At 42.8% G+C, this 14,078-nt stretch carries 16 protein-coding genes; 14 read left to right on the top strand and 2 right to left on the bottom strand.

Going from position 1 to position 14,078, the window contains the following annotated elements; genetic code table 11:
- Positions 1-132 precede the first annotated feature (132 nt).
- Positions 133-525, bottom strand: coding sequence for a DUF3889 domain-containing protein (locus KUV80_RS11800; protein ID WP_222462899.1), 393 nt, complete (start codon positions 523-525; stop codon positions 133-135).
- Positions 526-814: 289 nt separating this feature from the next.
- Between KUV80_RS11800 and KUV80_RS11795 the strand changes: the two genes are divergently transcribed.
- The 10 genes from KUV80_RS11795 to KUV80_RS11750 all read left to right on the top strand — a co-directional run bounded on the left by KUV80_RS11795 (position 815) and on the right by KUV80_RS11750 (position 8,093).
- Complete coding sequence (locus KUV80_RS11795) at positions 815-1,039, top strand: AtpZ/AtpI family protein (protein WP_222462898.1); 225 nt, start codon at positions 815-817, stop codon at positions 1,037-1,039.
- The gene (locus tag KUV80_RS11790; protein WP_246625167.1) at positions 1,039-1,422 is read left to right on the top strand and encodes an ATP synthase subunit I; all 384 of its coding nucleotides are present in this window, start codon (positions 1,039-1,041) and stop codon (positions 1,420-1,422) included. The genes KUV80_RS11795 and KUV80_RS11790 overlap by 1 nt, the downstream gene beginning before the upstream one ends.
- A gap of 6 nt (positions 1,423-1,428) precedes the next feature.
- Positions 1,429-2,139 (top strand): F0F1 ATP synthase subunit A, encoded by a 711-nt coding sequence (gene atpB, locus KUV80_RS11785; protein ID WP_222462896.1) that lies wholly within the window; start codon positions 1,429-1,431, stop codon positions 2,137-2,139.
- Between the two features lie 81 nt (positions 2,140-2,220).
- Positions 2,221-2,433 carry a F0F1 ATP synthase subunit C gene (gene atpE / locus KUV80_RS11780; protein ID WP_222462895.1) on the top strand — a complete coding sequence of 71 codons (213 nt, stop codon included), beginning with the start codon at positions 2,221-2,223 and terminating at the stop codon, positions 2,431-2,433.
- Positions 2,434-2,545: 112 nt separating this feature from the next.
- Entirely contained in the window at positions 2,546-3,061 is a 516-nt protein-coding gene (atpF, locus tag KUV80_RS11775; protein WP_338083492.1) for a F0F1 ATP synthase subunit B, read from the top strand.
- A complete protein-coding gene (locus KUV80_RS11770; protein ID WP_222462893.1) occupies positions 3,058-3,609 on the top strand; it encodes a F0F1 ATP synthase subunit delta in 552 nt (183 codons plus the stop codon). The genes atpF and KUV80_RS11770 overlap by 4 nt, the downstream gene beginning before the upstream one ends.
- Positions 3,610-3,628: 19 nt before the next feature.
- Positions 3,629-5,128, top strand: coding sequence for a F0F1 ATP synthase subunit alpha (gene atpA, locus KUV80_RS11765; protein WP_222462892.1), 1,500 nt, complete (start codon positions 3,629-3,631; stop codon positions 5,126-5,128).
- A gap of 237 nt (positions 5,129-5,365) precedes the next feature.
- On the top strand, positions 5,366-6,220 hold the full coding sequence (gene atpG / locus KUV80_RS11760) for an ATP synthase F1 subunit gamma (RefSeq protein WP_222462891.1): 855 nt from the start codon (positions 5,366-5,368) through the stop codon (positions 6,218-6,220).
- 54 nt (positions 6,221-6,274) lie between these two features.
- Positions 6,275-7,663 carry a F0F1 ATP synthase subunit beta gene (gene atpD / locus KUV80_RS11755; protein ID WP_222462890.1) on the top strand — a complete coding sequence of 463 codons (1,389 nt, stop codon included), beginning with the start codon at positions 6,275-6,277 and terminating at the stop codon, positions 7,661-7,663.
- A 22-nt stretch (positions 7,664-7,685) separates the two neighbouring features.
- Positions 7,686-8,093: a F0F1 ATP synthase subunit epsilon gene (locus tag KUV80_RS11750; RefSeq protein WP_222462889.1), complete on the top strand. Its 408-nt coding sequence runs from the start codon at positions 7,686-7,688 to the stop codon at positions 8,091-8,093.
- Positions 8,094-8,544: 451 nt separating this feature from the next.
- On the opposite strand, the gene KUV80_RS11745 is transcribed toward KUV80_RS11750, so the two are convergent.
- Positions 8,545-8,733 (bottom strand): hypothetical protein, encoded by a 189-nt coding sequence (locus KUV80_RS11745; protein ID WP_222462888.1) that lies wholly within the window; start codon positions 8,731-8,733, stop codon positions 8,545-8,547.
- 165 nt (positions 8,734-8,898) lie between these two features.
- On the opposite strand from KUV80_RS11745, the gene KUV80_RS11740 reads away from it, so the two are divergent.
- The 4 genes from KUV80_RS11740 (at position 8,899) to KUV80_RS11725 (ending at position 13,906) form a co-directional block, all read left to right on the top strand.
- Positions 8,899-9,444: a glycerol-3-phosphate responsive antiterminator gene (locus tag KUV80_RS11740; RefSeq protein WP_222462887.1), complete on the top strand. Its 546-nt coding sequence runs from the start codon at positions 8,899-8,901 to the stop codon at positions 9,442-9,444.
- A gap of 208 nt (positions 9,445-9,652) precedes the next feature.
- Positions 9,653-10,480 (top strand): MIP/aquaporin family protein, encoded by an 828-nt coding sequence (locus tag KUV80_RS11735; RefSeq protein ID WP_222462886.1) that lies wholly within the window; start codon positions 9,653-9,655, stop codon positions 10,478-10,480.
- A gap of 21 nt (positions 10,481-10,501) precedes the next feature.
- Positions 10,502-12,016 (top strand): glycerol kinase GlpK, encoded by a 1,515-nt coding sequence (gene glpK, locus KUV80_RS11730; RefSeq protein ID WP_222462885.1) that lies wholly within the window; start codon positions 10,502-10,504, stop codon positions 12,014-12,016.
- A 231-nt stretch (positions 12,017-12,247) separates the two neighbouring features.
- A complete protein-coding gene (locus KUV80_RS11725; RefSeq protein WP_222462884.1) occupies positions 12,248-13,906 on the top strand; it encodes a glycerol-3-phosphate dehydrogenase/oxidase in 1,659 nt (552 codons plus the stop codon).
- Positions 13,907-14,078: the final 172 nt, after the last annotated feature.

The following is a 14,078-nucleotide window of genomic DNA, read 5'->3' as shown; positions in this document are numbered from 1 at the left end:
TTTACGAGCGATGTGTGAGATTTACGAGCGATACTAAAAAACTGCAAGTCTAGAGCGTTGACGCCCATCCAATGGCGTACGCCAACCAAAAAGGCAGCCCGGAAATTACCGGACTGCCAACATCATCCCTATTTAACTTATTTCCTCAAACTTCATATCAATGAGCTTATCATCTTCTGTATGCATCACACCGACTTTTACTAATCGCTTGTTCGTATCCTGAGTAATTGTGAAATCGAAGTAATCGGTGATCGTGCCATCCGGGCTCACCTTACGTGTATCGTAGTCATAATCGCTGATTTTGCTATTCGGATATTTCTGGCGTGTTTCTTTTAGAGCCATTTTCCCCCACTTGGCATAGTCTTTTTGTTCGATAGCTGTATCCATGTTCATAGGTGTATTTCCTTTTTGAAAATCATTATAGCTAATGTTTTGGGACTGTTCAGCCGGTTTTTGTTCTCTGTTCATACACCCTGCTGCAACAACGGCTAAAACAGCGAGCAGAATAAATGCTTTTTGTTTCATTTTGATCAAGCTCCTTCCATATATTTAATGTAAGTATTTATCAAATTGGATGATTTATGCAGGGTATGGAAAAAGCAGGATGAAAATAGTAAACAAGGTGAAATATACACTATTAAAACAAGCCACAAAATTTCCACAATTTATTTAACAAACCGCCTCGGAAGTCGTTGACATAGAAATGTCACTATTGTATTCTTACAAAGGGAATATGGTAAGGTTTTCATTCTAGTCTTTTCAAGGCTTTTTAAGAAAAAACCGCCTGTTTCCGAAAAGGAAGGAGTCCACCCTTATGAGCAATGGGAAACGCCCTTATAAAGCAATGGCTTTAATGTCTGGCATTCTTTCTCAGCTTGTTGGTTGTATTCTAATAGGACTTTTTGGAGGGAAATGGCTCGACGAATATATGGGCAATGCATTTCCAATCTTCCTCATCATCGGGTTGTTTCTTGGTCTTGGAGCAGGTGTTTACGGGATGATCCGCTTAATATCAAAGTTTTCAGGGGACGGGCAATGATGAATGAGTACAAACAAGTGTTTTTCAAATACATAAAGTACACATTATATCTGCTCTCATTCTTTTTCATCGGATATGCTGCTACTCCCTACAAAACAATCTTTTTAGGACTGGCTCTAGGTACAGCGTTCAGTCTCTACAATCTTTGGAGCATGTATTCCAAGATTGATCGAATGGGACAAGCAGTCATTCAGCAGAAAAGAGTGAAAACACTCGGTTCGCTTTCCAGGCTCCTTTTCGCAGGGGTAGCGGTGCTCATCGCACTGAAATACCCGGAACACTTTCATTTATTAAGTGTGGTAGTGGGATTGATGTCAGTCTACATTATCATGTTAATAGATTCACTAACTTTAGCTACACGTACTCCAAAGGAAAAGAGGTGAACATAGGTGGAACATGGTGCAGTTACTAAAGATTTTATCGGTTTGACGTTTAATCTGTCGAACGTACTAATGATCACAGTTTCATCCGTTATTGTTTTCCTTATTGCGGTACTCGCTACTCGATCCATGTCAATGCGACCAGGGGGAATGCAAAACTTCCTTGAATGGGTAGTCGATTTCGTAAAAGGAATCATTGGAAGCACGATGGACTGGCATACTGGCGGACGTTTTCTTGCTTTAGGACTAACGCTAATTATGTATATTTTCGTTGCCAACATGCTAGGATTACCTTTTGCAGTAGTAGTCGACCATAATTTATGGTGGAAATCACCTACTGCAGACCCAACCATTACTTTGACACTAGCGGTTATGGTAGTGGCGCTTTCACACTATTACGGTGTGAGAATGAAGGGATTCAAAGAATATGGAGCTGAATTCTTTAAGCCAATGAAGTTCTTGTTCCCGTTGAAGATTATTGAAGAGTTTGCAAACACGCTCACACTTGGTCTTCGTCTTTACGGAAACATTTTCGCTGGTGAGATGCTCCTCGCTTTATTAGCAGGACTTGGTACAAGCGGTATTTTCCAAGGAGTTTTCGCATTGTTGCCGATGATGGTATGGCAAGGGTTCTCGATCTTTGTCGGTGCGATCCAGGCGTTTATCTTCACAATGCTGACAATGGTTTACTTAGCACATAAAGTAAGTCACGATCATTAATTATCGGGAAAAATCCAGCTTCTTACATAGAAGCCAATTTTCATAAAAATTTTAAGGGAATCAGAAGGGAGAAATTTTATCATGAATCTTATTGCAGCTGCAATCGCGGTAGGTCTAGCGGCACTTGGTGCTGGTATTGGTAACGGTTTAATCGTAGGACGTACAGTTGAGGGGATTGCTCGTCAACCAGAACTACGTGGTACTCTTCAAACAACAATGTTCATCGGGGTTGCGTTAGTTGAAGCACTTCCAATCATCGGTGTAGTTATCGCTTTCATCGCACTTGGTCAATAATAAGCGAAGCAAGCATTGTTTATTACGATTTTTATAATGGCGAAGCAAGTTTCCGTAAAGGGACTACCCTTCGCCATTCCTTATGTATGATGTATTGAAGGGAGGAAATGCTGTGCAATCCTTAATTTTAGGTGCTGCTGCAGGTGGAATTAACACTGGAGATATCGCATTCCAGTTAGTATCATTTATCATCCTATTAGTTTTGTTGCGCAAATATGCATGGGGCCCATTGATGGGAATCATGAAAGAGCGTCAATCACATATCAACAGCGAAATTGACGCGGCTGAACAATCCCGTCAAGAAGCGAAAACGTATCTTGAGACTCAAGTTGAAGAGTTGAAAAAGGCAAGAGAAGAAGCAAAAGCGATCATCGACAATGCGAAAAAGCAAGGCGAAGCTCAAGGTGAAGCAATCATCAAAGCATCCCGTGACGAAGCTGAGCGCGTAAAAGAAGCTGCATTGGCTGAGATCGAGTCTGAAAAAGAAAAAGCAGTTGCTACACTTCGTCAAGAAGTTGCTGCTCTATCCGTTAAGATCGCTTCTAAAGTTATTGCAAAAGAACTTGACGAAAGCAGTCAGGAGAAGCTCATTAACGAATACCTTCAAGAGGTAGGCGAGTCTCGATGAGCAAAGATCAAGCAATCGTAGCAAAACGTTATGCATTAGCATTATTTGAAGTAGTTGGTGTTACGAAACTTGAAGAAACGGTTTCAGAACTACGTCTTGTGAAAAGCGTTCTGGAGGACAATAAAGAACTTCAAAAAGTTTTGTCACACCCAAAAGTTTCAAAGGATCAAAAGAAAGAATTGATCAAAGAGAGTGTTGGGGCTGAACTTTCTCAGTCTGTAATGAACACGGTTTACTTAATGGTAGATCGCAACCGTTACACATACATCAAAGAAATGGCAGCGCAGTTCATTGAATTAGCAAATGAAGCACAAGGCATTGCCGATGCAAATGTATATTCTGTTCGTCCTTTATCAGACGAAGAAGTACAGAAGTTGGAGCAAACGTTTGCTGCCCGTGTCGGCAAAAAAGCGTTGCGCATTAATAATATTGTAGATTCTTCACTTGTTGGAGGAATCAAAATCCGTATTGGTAACCGTATATTTGACGGCAGTATCAGCGGGAAGTTGAATCGAATGGAACGTCAATTAGCTTCGAACGGAAGCTAGAAGGATAGGGGTGAAATTCATGAGCATTAAAGCTGAAGAAATCAGTGCTTTAATAAAAAAACAGATTGAAAACTATCAATCTGAGATCGAAGTTAATGATGTGGGTACAGTTATCCAGGTCGGTGACGGTATTGCCCGTGCCCATGGATTAGATAACGTAATGGCTGGTGAACTAGTTGAATTTTCTAACGGTGTAATGGGTATGGCCCAAAACCTTGAAGAAAACAACGTAGGTATCATCATTCTTGGGCCTTACCAAGAAATTCGTGAAGGTGACGAAGTAAAACGTACAGGACGTATCATGGAAGTTCCTGTAGGTGAAGAGCTTCTAGGTCGTGTAGTTAACCCACTTGGACAGCCTATCGATGGCAAAGGTCCAATTGCTACTACAAAGACTCGCCCGATCGAGCAAAAAGCGCCAGGCGTAATGGCTCGTAAGTCAGTACACGAGCCGCTTCAAACAGGTATTAAAGCGATTGATGCACTTGTGCCAATCGGACGCGGACAACGTGAGCTTATCATCGGTGACCGTCAAACAGGTAAAACTGCTGTAGCGATCGATACGATCCTTAACCAAAAAGATCAAGATATGATCTGTATCTATGTAGCGATCGGACAAAAAGAATCAACAGTTGCAGGCGTTGTAGAAACACTTCGTCAACACGGAGCGCTTGATTACACAATCGTTGTATCAGCATCTGCTTCTCAACCTGCACCAATGTTATTCCTTGCTCCTTATGCTGGGGTATCTATGGCTGAAGAGTTCATGTGGGCTGGCAAGCACGTATTGATCATTTATGATGATCTTTCTAAGCAAGCTGCTGCATACCGTGAGCTTTCCTTGCTACTTCGTCGTCCTCCAGGCCGCGAAGCATATCCAGGGGACGTTTTCTACCTTCACTCACGCCTACTCGAGCGTGCTGCGAAGTTAAATGATGAATTAGGTGGCGGTTCCATCACGGCGCTTCCGTTTATTGAAACGCAAGCATCTGATGTATCTGCATACATCCCGACAAACGTTATCTCTATCACAGACGGACAGATCTTCTTACAATCTGACTTGTTCTTCTCCGGTGTTCGTCCGGCGATCAACGCAGGTATCTCTGTTTCTCGTGTAGGGGGAGCAGCTCAGATTAAAGCGATGAGTAAAGTATCCGGTACACTTCGTCTGGATCTTGCTTCATACCGTGAGCTTGAAGCATTTGCTCAGTTTGGTTCTGACCTTGATAAAGCAACTCAAGCAAAACTTAACCGTGGTGCACGTACGGTTGAAGTACTTAAACAAGGACTTCATAAGCCACTAAAAGTTGAGCACCAAGTTGCCATCCTTTTTGCATTGACTCGTGGTTACATCGATGATGTAGCTGTAGAAGATGTAAACCGCTTTGAAGAAGCATTATACGCTCACATGGAAGCAAACTCTAAAGATGTTCTTGATCAAATCAAGACAACTGGTAAACTTCCAGAAGGCGATAGCTTAGACGAAGCAATCAAAGCATTCAAAAAGACATTCGCGTAATTTTTTAATAAATGAACTTAAGTAAGGTTCTAACTTCAAAGAACCATACAACCAGCTTGGAAATAAAGAAGGTGTTCAAAGAGAGGACAAACAGGGCAGAGAAGTTCGAGGCGGTGAAGTTTCGAGGATCGGAGTTTAGTTAGCTAAATGAGAACCGGAGAAACAAAACCAACGAAGAAATTCGACAGCAATGTTTCCCGCACTCTTTGAACTTCCTTTACAAAGGTGGTGAAATGAATGGCATTAAGAGATATAAAAGCAAGAATAGATTCTACGAAAAAAACAAAGCAGATCACAAAAGCGATGGAGATGGTTTCAGCTGCAAAGCTAAACCGTGCTGAGCAAAATGCACGTTCTTTCGGCCCTTACGTGGACAAGATCCAAGAAGTGGTGGGAAGCATTGCATCTGGAAGCAGCAACGCGAAACATTCCATGCTTTTAACACGACCAGTGAAAAAGACGGGTTACTTCATCGTTACAGCTGACCGTGGATTGGCTGGAGCTTATAACTCCAATATTTTGCGTCATGTTTACCGTACGATTCTTGAGCGCCACAAGTCACCAGACGAGTACGCCTTGATCGTAATTGGTAAAGTCGGAGTAAACTTCTTCAAAAGCCGTAAAATGTCTGTAATGGATAGCATCACAGGTGTGGCTGATCAGCCATCTTTTGCTGAAATTAAGGCAATCGCATCAAAAGCAGTTGGTCTTTATGCGGACGGAACATTTGATGAGCTTTACATGTATTACAACCATTATGTAAGTGCCATTCAGAGCGATTTAACGGAGAAGAAACTTTTACCGTTAACAGATATCGCTACAACAAAATCAAGTTCTTCTTATGAGTATGAACCATCAGAGGACGAGATCCTTGAAGTGCTTCTGCCTCAATATGCAGAAAGCTTGATTTATGGTGCTTTACTCGATGCTAAAGCAGCCGAGCATGCTTCTCGTATGACTGCGATGAGAAATGCGACTGACAACGCGAATGAACTGATCGGCCAATTGACACTTTCATACAACCGTGAACGTCAAGCAGCCATCACTCAGGAAATTACGGAAATTGTCGGCGGTGTAGCAGCACTTGAATAGACTTTATAAAGTCGTACAGTGCATCATGTGCAAAGTAAGATAGGAGGGAAACCGATGAATAAAGGCTATATTACTCAAATTCTTGGACCGGTCGTTGACGTAAAGTTTGAAGGCCAGCTTCCAGAATTGCTTAACGCTTTAACAGTTAACGCTGGGGGTGTTGAACTAACACTAGAAGTAGCACTTCACCTTGGTGATAACATGGTTCGTACAATCGCAATGGATTCAACGGATGGTCTTGTTCGTGGAATGGATATCACAGACACTGGTAAGCCGATCTCTGTACCAGTTGGTGAAGCAACACTTGGACGTGTATTTAACGTAACAGGTGATCACATCGACCTTGGTGAAGCAGTACCGGCAGATGTTCGCCGTGACCCTATTCACCGTGCAGCGCCTTCTTTTGAAAACTTAACAACAAAAACCGAGATTCTTGAAACAGGAATCAAGGTTGTTGACCTTATCGCTCCATACGTAAAAGGTGGAAAAATCGGTCTTTTCGGTGGTGCGGGTGTAGGTAAAACCGTTCTTATCCAGGAGCTAATCAACAACATCGCACAAGAGCACGGAGGGATCTCTGTATTCGCTGGTGTTGGTGAGCGTACTCGTGAAGGAAATGACCTTTACCACGAGATGAGCGACTCTGGTGTTATCAAGAAAACGGCAATGGTATTCGGACAGATGAACGAGCCACCTGGAGCACGTGCACGTATCGCTCTTTCTGGTTTGACAATGGCTGAATTTTTCCGTGACGAACAAGGACAAGACGTTCTTTTCTTCGTAGATAACATTTTCCGTTTCACACAAGCAGGTTCTGAAGTATCTGCCCTTCTTGGCCGTATGCCATCAGCGGTAGGTTACCAGCCAACTCTTGCAACAGAGATGGGTCAGCTTCAGGAACGTATCACATCTACGAAAAAAGGTTCTGTAACATCTATTCAAGCAATCTATGTACCTGCCGATGACTATACGGATCCGGCTCCAGCTACAGCGTTTGCTCACTTAGATGCAACGACTAACCTTGAGCGTAAACTAACGGCTATGGGTATCTATCCAGCGGTAGATCCATTGGCTTCCACTTCTCGTGCACTATCTCCTGAGATCGTTGGAGAAGAGCACTATGAAGTAGCTCGTAAAGTACAGGCGACTTTACAGCGTTACAAAGAACTTCAAGATATCATCGCGATCCTTGGTATGGACGAGCTTTCTGAAGACGATAAGCTAGTCGTTCACCGTGCGCGTCGTATCCAGTTCTTCTTGTCCCAAAACTTCCACGTTGCAGAACAATTTACAGGACAAAAAGGTTCATACGTTCCTGTTAAAGATACAGTTCGTGGATTCAAAGAAATCCTTGAAGGAAAATACGATGATCTTCCGGAATCAGCGTTCCATCTCGTAGGCTCAATTGAGGATGCTATTGAAAAAGCAAAAACTTTGGCCTAATGCCTGAAAGGGGTAAGATTGGATGAAAACCATTCAAGTCAGTGTAGTAACCCCTGATGGTCCTGTGTTTGAAGGAAATGCGAAAATGGTCAGCGCGAAAGCAAAAAGTGGGGAACTTGGAATCCTTCCAGGTCATATCCCTCTTGTAGCTCCTTTAACGATCAGCGCCGTGCGTGTGCACGATGTTGATGGTAAAACACAATATGTGGCCGTTAGCGGTGGATTTATTGAAGTGCGACCTGAAAAAGTCACGATTTTAGCAGAATCTGCTGAAGTTGCAGGTGACATCGAAGTGGATCGTGCACGTGCATCAAAAGAACGTGCCGAAAAGCGTCTTGCCGACAATAAGCAAGATAACGTAGATTCCGTTCGAGCGGAGTTTGCACTTAAACGTGCAATCAACCGTATCGACGTAGCTGCAAAACGATAATTTTCAAGCCTTTCAGCTCTTTTTATAGAAGCTGGAGGGCTTTTTTGTAGTTTTGAATGGTTGGCGCTAGGGTATTGGATGTTGCGGAATTTGTCGAGGATTGTAGACTCGTGGATAAATCGGTAAAACTTTTGGATTGAGGGCTAAAACTCGTGGATAAACTCCCAAAATTTCTGGATTGATGCCGCTTTTTTCTGGATTCGACCCCGTGAATCACGTTTAATACCCCTTTAGGTATCAGCTAAAAACAGTTTCGGCACCCGAAACTGTACCTGATTTGAGTGTTTTCCAATTGGTTCCACCTGACTTACTTAGCTTTTAGTAGAATCACTTCATTTCCCCCTAAAAAAGTGAAAAATCCCTCCTGAAAATAATCAGAAGGGACATCCACATTCCGTTCATTTCAATTGAGGAGGCTGAAATGAGGATTTACTAGTTGAAGGTACAGAATTCAAGATCTTCCGAAAACCATTGGAAAGTTATCTCTTTTTCTTACCCAGTGCTGTTCGCCATTTTCATCTAAAACCAGATCAGCTTCTTCAAATTTAGCTTTTTCAGCTACTTCGTCTCCAAAAGGATTTGGAAACTTGCAGTAAGGAACGAATTGACGTCTAATTTTTTTGTTTATTATCAGAATCATCTCCTCAACATGAAGCATGATTAGCTATATTTAATTAGCCTTACTACATTACATGCTCGTCCAAAGCATTTGGTATGTGTTATTATCACAGAAAATAAAAAAAGGCTGAGTACCGATAAGATGGCAGCTTAATGAAAATGATAAGAAGAATGAGGAGTGAACATAATGAGCTTTCATGGCCAGCAAGTTTTACCGGCAGCTAGGAAGATGAAGGATTTTGAAAAACTGCTGCAAAGCAAATATACATACATCGTTTGTTTAGATACACATATTAGCCAGCTTAAGTTTATGATCGCTATGGCAAATGAGAGGAAGAAAAAGGTTTTGATTCATCTGGATCTTATTAACGGGCTGAAGGCGAATGAATATGCGGTTGATTTTTTAGCGCAGGAAATGAAGCCTGCGGGGATTATTTCAACGCGTTCAAACTGCATCATACGGGCAAAAAAGAAAAATATGATCGCGGTGCAGCGCTTGTTTTTACTCGACTCACTTGCCCTTGAAACAAGCTATAAAGTGATAGAACGTGCTCAACCCGACTATTTAGAGGTTTTGCCAGGCATCATGCCGGAAATAATAAAAGAGGTGCGTCAGCAATCACAAATTCCAATTATTGCTGGAGGACTCATCCGTACGAAAGACAATGTTACCGAAGCGTTAGCGGCAGGTGCTGAGGCCGTTACTACTTCAAACCCAGACTTGTGGATCTAAAGGTACTCTTGAAAAACGTTGACAACGCTTACAACCTTGCTATAATGGAGACAAGTTCATAAACGTGACGGAGAACATGGAGATCCACAAGGGTTACTTATAGTATAGGCTATAGGTATCTTTTGCTGGGTTTCTTTTTGTATCTCTCACGGTTCATCTAGATTAAGAAATGATCTTATTATCTTTTTACAAGAAGGAGGAAAATACGATGTCTACGTTTTTAGGAGAATTAATCGGTACGATGATTTTGATTATTTTTGGAGGCGGTGTTGTTGCAAACGTTTCCTTAAATAAATCAAAAGCACAGGGCGGGGGATGGATTGTTGTTGCTCTCGCTTGGGGATTAGCGGTTTCGATCGCTGTGTATGCTGTCGGATCGTTTAGTGGTGCACACATTAACCCAGCAGTTACGTTAGGGCTTGCTGCAATAGGTCAATTTGCTTGGAGTGATGTCCCTCAGTATGTTTTAGCTCAAATGATGGGTGGAATAATTGGAGGAATCGTCGTTTACTTTCACTTCCTTCCTCATTGGAAGGCAACGGATGATCCAGCAGTTAAGCTAGGCGTGTTCTCAACTGATCCAGCCATACCGCACACGTTCTCAAATTTACTTTCGGAATTTATTGGAACAGCTGTATTACTAGTAGGATTATTATCAATTGGAGCGAATGAATTTACAGAAGGACTTAATCCGCTAATCGTCGGGTTCTTGATCGTAGCGATCGGCCTATCACTAGGTGGAACGACGGGTTACGCAATTAATCCGGCTCGTGATCTAGGACCAAGAATCGCGCATTTTATCTTGCCGATCCCTGGCAAGGGAGGGTCGAACTGGACGTATTCCTGGATTCCGGTTGTCGGTCCCGTATTAGGCGGAGTGTTTGGAGCATTATTTTATCAAGCCGTATTTACAGGTAAGGTTACAACTCTATTTTGGATTTGGACTGTCGTATCACTGGCTGTTTTTGCAGTAACGTACTTCTTAGGAAGCAAAGGCACACACGCTCTTCCACACGGAGATCAAATCGAAAACTAAAAGCTAAGAGGAGGTTTTATTATGGAAAAGAAATATATTATTGCACTCGATCAGGGGACAACAAGCTCAAGGGCTATTCTTTTTGATAAATCTGGGGATGTGGTTGAAATTTCTCAGAAGGAATTTAAGCAGCACTTTCCTAAGCCAGGCTGGGTTGAGCACGACCCACAAGAAATCTGGGGGACGATATTGGCCGTTGTGGCAGAAGTCCTTTCCAAAACAGACACAGATCCTGGAGAAATCGCAGCAATCGGGATTACAAACCAGCGGGAAACGACTGTCGTTTGGGACAAGAACACAGGAAAACCTGTCTATAACGCGATCGTCTGGCAATCTCGTCAAACGGCTGATATCTGTGATGAACTAAAAGAACAGGGCCACAACGATACATTCCGTAATAAAACCGGTCTTTTGATCGACGCTTATTTTTCTGGAACAAAAGTAAAGTGGATTCTCGACAATGTGGATGGAGCGAGAGAAAAAGCGGAAAATGGTGATTTGCTTTTCGGTACGATCGACACATGGCTCGTATGGAAACTTACAGGCGGCAAGTCACATGTAACTGATTATTCGAACGCTTCACGAACGCTTATGTACAATATTTACGATTTGAAATGGGACGAAGAGTTGTTAGATATTCTAGGTGTTCCAGCATCCATGCTGCCTGAAGTGAAATCATCCTCAGAAGTTTATGGGGAAACGATCGACTATCATTTCTTCGGTAAAAATATTCCGATCTCAGGGATCGCCGGTGATCAGCAGGCGGCATTGTTCGGACAAGCTTGCTATGAAAAAGGAATGGCAAAGAACACGTACGGAACGGGTTGCTTTATGCTTATGAATACTGGTGAAAAGGCGGTACCATCGGAGCATGGACTTCTTACAACCATCGCATGGGGCATTGATGGCAAAGTTGAGTATGCGCTAGAAGGCAGTATTTTTGTTGCCGGTTCTGCGATTCAATGGCTGCGTGACGGACTGCGCATGCTGAAGAATGCAGCCGACAGTGAACAATACGCTGACCGCGTTTCTTCAACAGATGGGGTGTATGTTGTTCCTGCTTTCGTAGGACTCGGAACACCGTACTGGGACTCGGATGCGCGAGGTGCAATCTTCGGATTAACACGCGGTACTGAAAAAGAACACTTCATCCGGGCAACATTAGAGTCGTTAGCTTATCAAACAAAAGACGTTCTAACAGCGATGGAAGCAGATTCTGGAATCGAGCTTAAAAAACTGCGCGTAGATGGCGGAGCAGTGAAAAATGATTTCTTGATGCAATTCCAAAGTGACATTTTAAACGTACCTGTTGAACGTCCTGAAATCAATGAAACGACAGCACTTGGAGCGGCTTATCTAGCAGGTCTAGCCGTTGGTTTCTGGGGAGACCGTAATGAAATAGCTGAAAAGTGGAAAGTAGACAGAGAGTTTGACGTAAACATGAAAGAAGAAGAACGCAGCGACCTTTATGACGGCTGGAAAAATGCCGTTGAAGCCACACGAGCTTACAAGCACAAAAAAATCAAACAAGCGTAATCCTTTAAAAACAATTAAGATTAGGTTATACTAAACACAAGTTGATATTGAACCGGTTGGAGATCAGGAGAGACCACAAAACCTCGTACACATGCTGCGAGGTTCTTGTGGTCTTTTTTTGCGCTAAAAATTGCCTAAATGATTAAAAATGCGTGTTGCAGCTCTTCATTCAGGGAAAACTATAGGCAGCGTAAGTTGTTCAAGCGGTTCTTACAAAAGGAGTGAGAGAAAATGACAGCATCATTTTCAACCTATAAAAGAGAAAACATGATTGAAAATATGAAAAAGCAAAAACTCGATCTGCTTGTTATTGGCGGCGGGGTAACAGGAGCAGGAATTCTCCTTGATGCTCAAACACGCGGCATGAAAGTCGGGCTTGTCGAGATGCAGGATTTTGCAGCCGGCACATCCAGCCGCTCAACGAAACTCGTACACGGAGGGCTGCGTTATTTAAAACAGTTTGAAGTAAAGCTCGTAGCAGAAGTCGGTAAAGAGCGGGCGGTCGTTTACGAAAATGCTCCTCATGTGACGACACCAGAGTGGATGCTTCTTCCGATCTACAAAAAAGGCACGTTCGGAAAATTTTCAACATCAATAGGTCTGAAAGTTTATGACTTTTTAGCAGGCGTTAAGAAGAAGGAACGCAGAAAAATGCTGTCCGCCTCTGAAACGTTAAAGCATGAACCCCTCTTAAAGAAAAGCGGGCTCCTTGGCGGAGGATATTATGTAGAATACAAAACAGATGACGCGCGTCTGACGCTTGAAATCATGAAAGAAGCCGTCGATCGCGGAGCATCAGCAGCAAACTATGCTAAAGTGACGAGTTTTATCTATGACGGCAAAAAAGTCGTCGGTGCACATGTAGAAGATCAGCTTACAGGTGAAGTTCACGAGATTCATGCAAAAAAAATCATCAATGCAACAGGTCCTTGGGTCGACTTGCTTCGTGAACAAGACCGTTCGAAAACAGGGAAACAGATTCATCATACGAAAGGCATCCACCTTGTGATCGATCAGGAGAAATTCCCCCTCAAGCAAGCCGTTTATTATGATACAGATGACGGACGCATGCTGTTTGCTATCCCGAGAGCAGGCAAGACATATGTGGGAACAACGGACACCGATTACAAAGGAGACCTTGCTAACCCCGGTATGACGGAGGAAGATCTTGAATACGTACTGAACACAATCCATTTTATGTTCCCAGAAGTGAAGATTACACGTGATGATGTTGAGTCTTCTTGGTCAGGATTGCGCCCATTGATTCATGAACCGAAAAAAGGTCCATCAGAGATTTCGAGAAAGGATGAAGTTTTCCATTCTCCATCAGGACTTCTGACAATCGCGGGCGGAAAGCTTACGGGCTACCGTAAAATGGCGGAAAAAGTCGTGGATATTGTTCGTGATCAGCTACAGGATGAAGAAGGCGCGAAGTTTCCGGATTGCCGAACAGAGCACATGGAACTGTCGGGCGGAAAGATGGGCGGCAGTGCGCATTTCGGAGAATTTTTACAAAATAAAGTGCAAGAAGGATTAAAGTTAGGACTTGATGAATCAAAAGCGAAAGAACTCGTGCAGCGATATGGCTCAAACATTGATGTCGTTTACGGTTTTATGAAAGATCGCGGTGAAGAAGCAAAAAGCTACAATATGCCGCGGAGCCTTTATGCCTCGCTGCTTTATGCACTGGATTACGAGATGACATCAACTCCTTCAGACTTTTTAATCCGCCGTATCTCGGCGCTTTATTTCGATATCGATACCGTATATAAGTGGAAAGACAGTGTAATTAATTGCATGGCAGATAAGTTGAACTGGAGTGCCGAGCAAAAACGTGATCATGCAGAAGAGTTTGAAGAGCAGCTAAGATTATCGGTAGAGGCGATTTAGGTTATTCAACAGCTTATAGATACAAGTAGATCCGATCCGCGCGTGTCGATAAATGTCGGAATTTAGCAACTCGTGGATATACGACAAAAACTTTTGGATTAACGATGAATTCTTGTGGATTCAACCCAAAAACTTTTGGATTCCCACCTGTTATTTTTGGATTGATTCCCTC

Origin of the sequence: Fictibacillus nanhaiensis, assembly GCF_019801215.1 — a bacterium.
GTDB classification, from domain to species: domain Bacteria; phylum Bacillota; class Bacilli; order Bacillales; family Fictibacillaceae; genus Fictibacillus; species Fictibacillus nanhaiensis_C.
The sequence above is the reverse complement of the archived record's forward strand: the minus strand, read 5'-3'. Positions and strand labels throughout refer to the sequence as shown.

Bases quoted from the DNA above. Each gene is read 5' to 3' on its own strand.
- KUV80_RS11770 (WP_222462893.1), top strand. From the start codon at position 3,058: ATGAGCAAAGATCAAGCAATCGTAGCAAAACGTTATGCATTAGCATTA.
- atpA (WP_222462892.1), top strand. From the start codon at position 3,629: ATGAGCATTAAAGCTGAAGAAATCAGTGCTTTAATAAAAAAACAGATT.
- atpE (WP_222462895.1), top strand. From the start codon at position 2,221: ATGAATCTTATTGCAGCTGCAATCGCGGTAGGTCTAGCGGCACTTGGT.
- KUV80_RS11750 (WP_222462889.1), top strand. From the start codon at position 7,686: ATGAAAACCATTCAAGTCAGTGTAGTAACCCCTGATGGTCCTGTGTTT.
- atpG (WP_222462891.1), top strand. From the start codon at position 5,366: ATGGCATTAAGAGATATAAAAGCAAGAATAGATTCTACGAAAAAAACA.
- glpK (WP_222462885.1), top strand. From the start codon at position 10,502: ATGGAAAAGAAATATATTATTGCACTCGATCAGGGGACAACAAGCTCA.
- atpD (WP_222462890.1), top strand. From the start codon at position 6,275: ATGAATAAAGGCTATATTACTCAAATTCTTGGACCGGTCGTTGACGTA.
- KUV80_RS11800 (WP_222462899.1), bottom strand. From the start codon at position 525: ATGAAACAAAAAGCATTTATTCTGCTCGCTGTTTTAGCCGTTGTTGCA.
- KUV80_RS11740 (WP_222462887.1), top strand. From the start codon at position 8,899: ATGAGCTTTCATGGCCAGCAAGTTTTACCGGCAGCTAGGAAGATGAAG.
- KUV80_RS11735 (WP_222462886.1), top strand. From the start codon at position 9,653: ATGTCTACGTTTTTAGGAGAATTAATCGGTACGATGATTTTGATTATT.
- KUV80_RS11745 (WP_222462888.1), bottom strand. From the start codon at position 8,733: ATGATTCTGATAATAAACAAAAAAATTAGACGTCAATTCGTTCCTTAC.
- KUV80_RS11790 (WP_246625167.1), top strand. From the start codon at position 1,039: ATGAATGAGTACAAACAAGTGTTTTTCAAATACATAAAGTACACATTA.
- KUV80_RS11725 (WP_222462884.1), top strand. From the start codon at position 12,248: ATGACAGCATCATTTTCAACCTATAAAAGAGAAAACATGATTGAAAAT.
- KUV80_RS11795 (WP_222462898.1), top strand. From the start codon at position 815: ATGAGCAATGGGAAACGCCCTTATAAAGCAATGGCTTTAATGTCTGGC.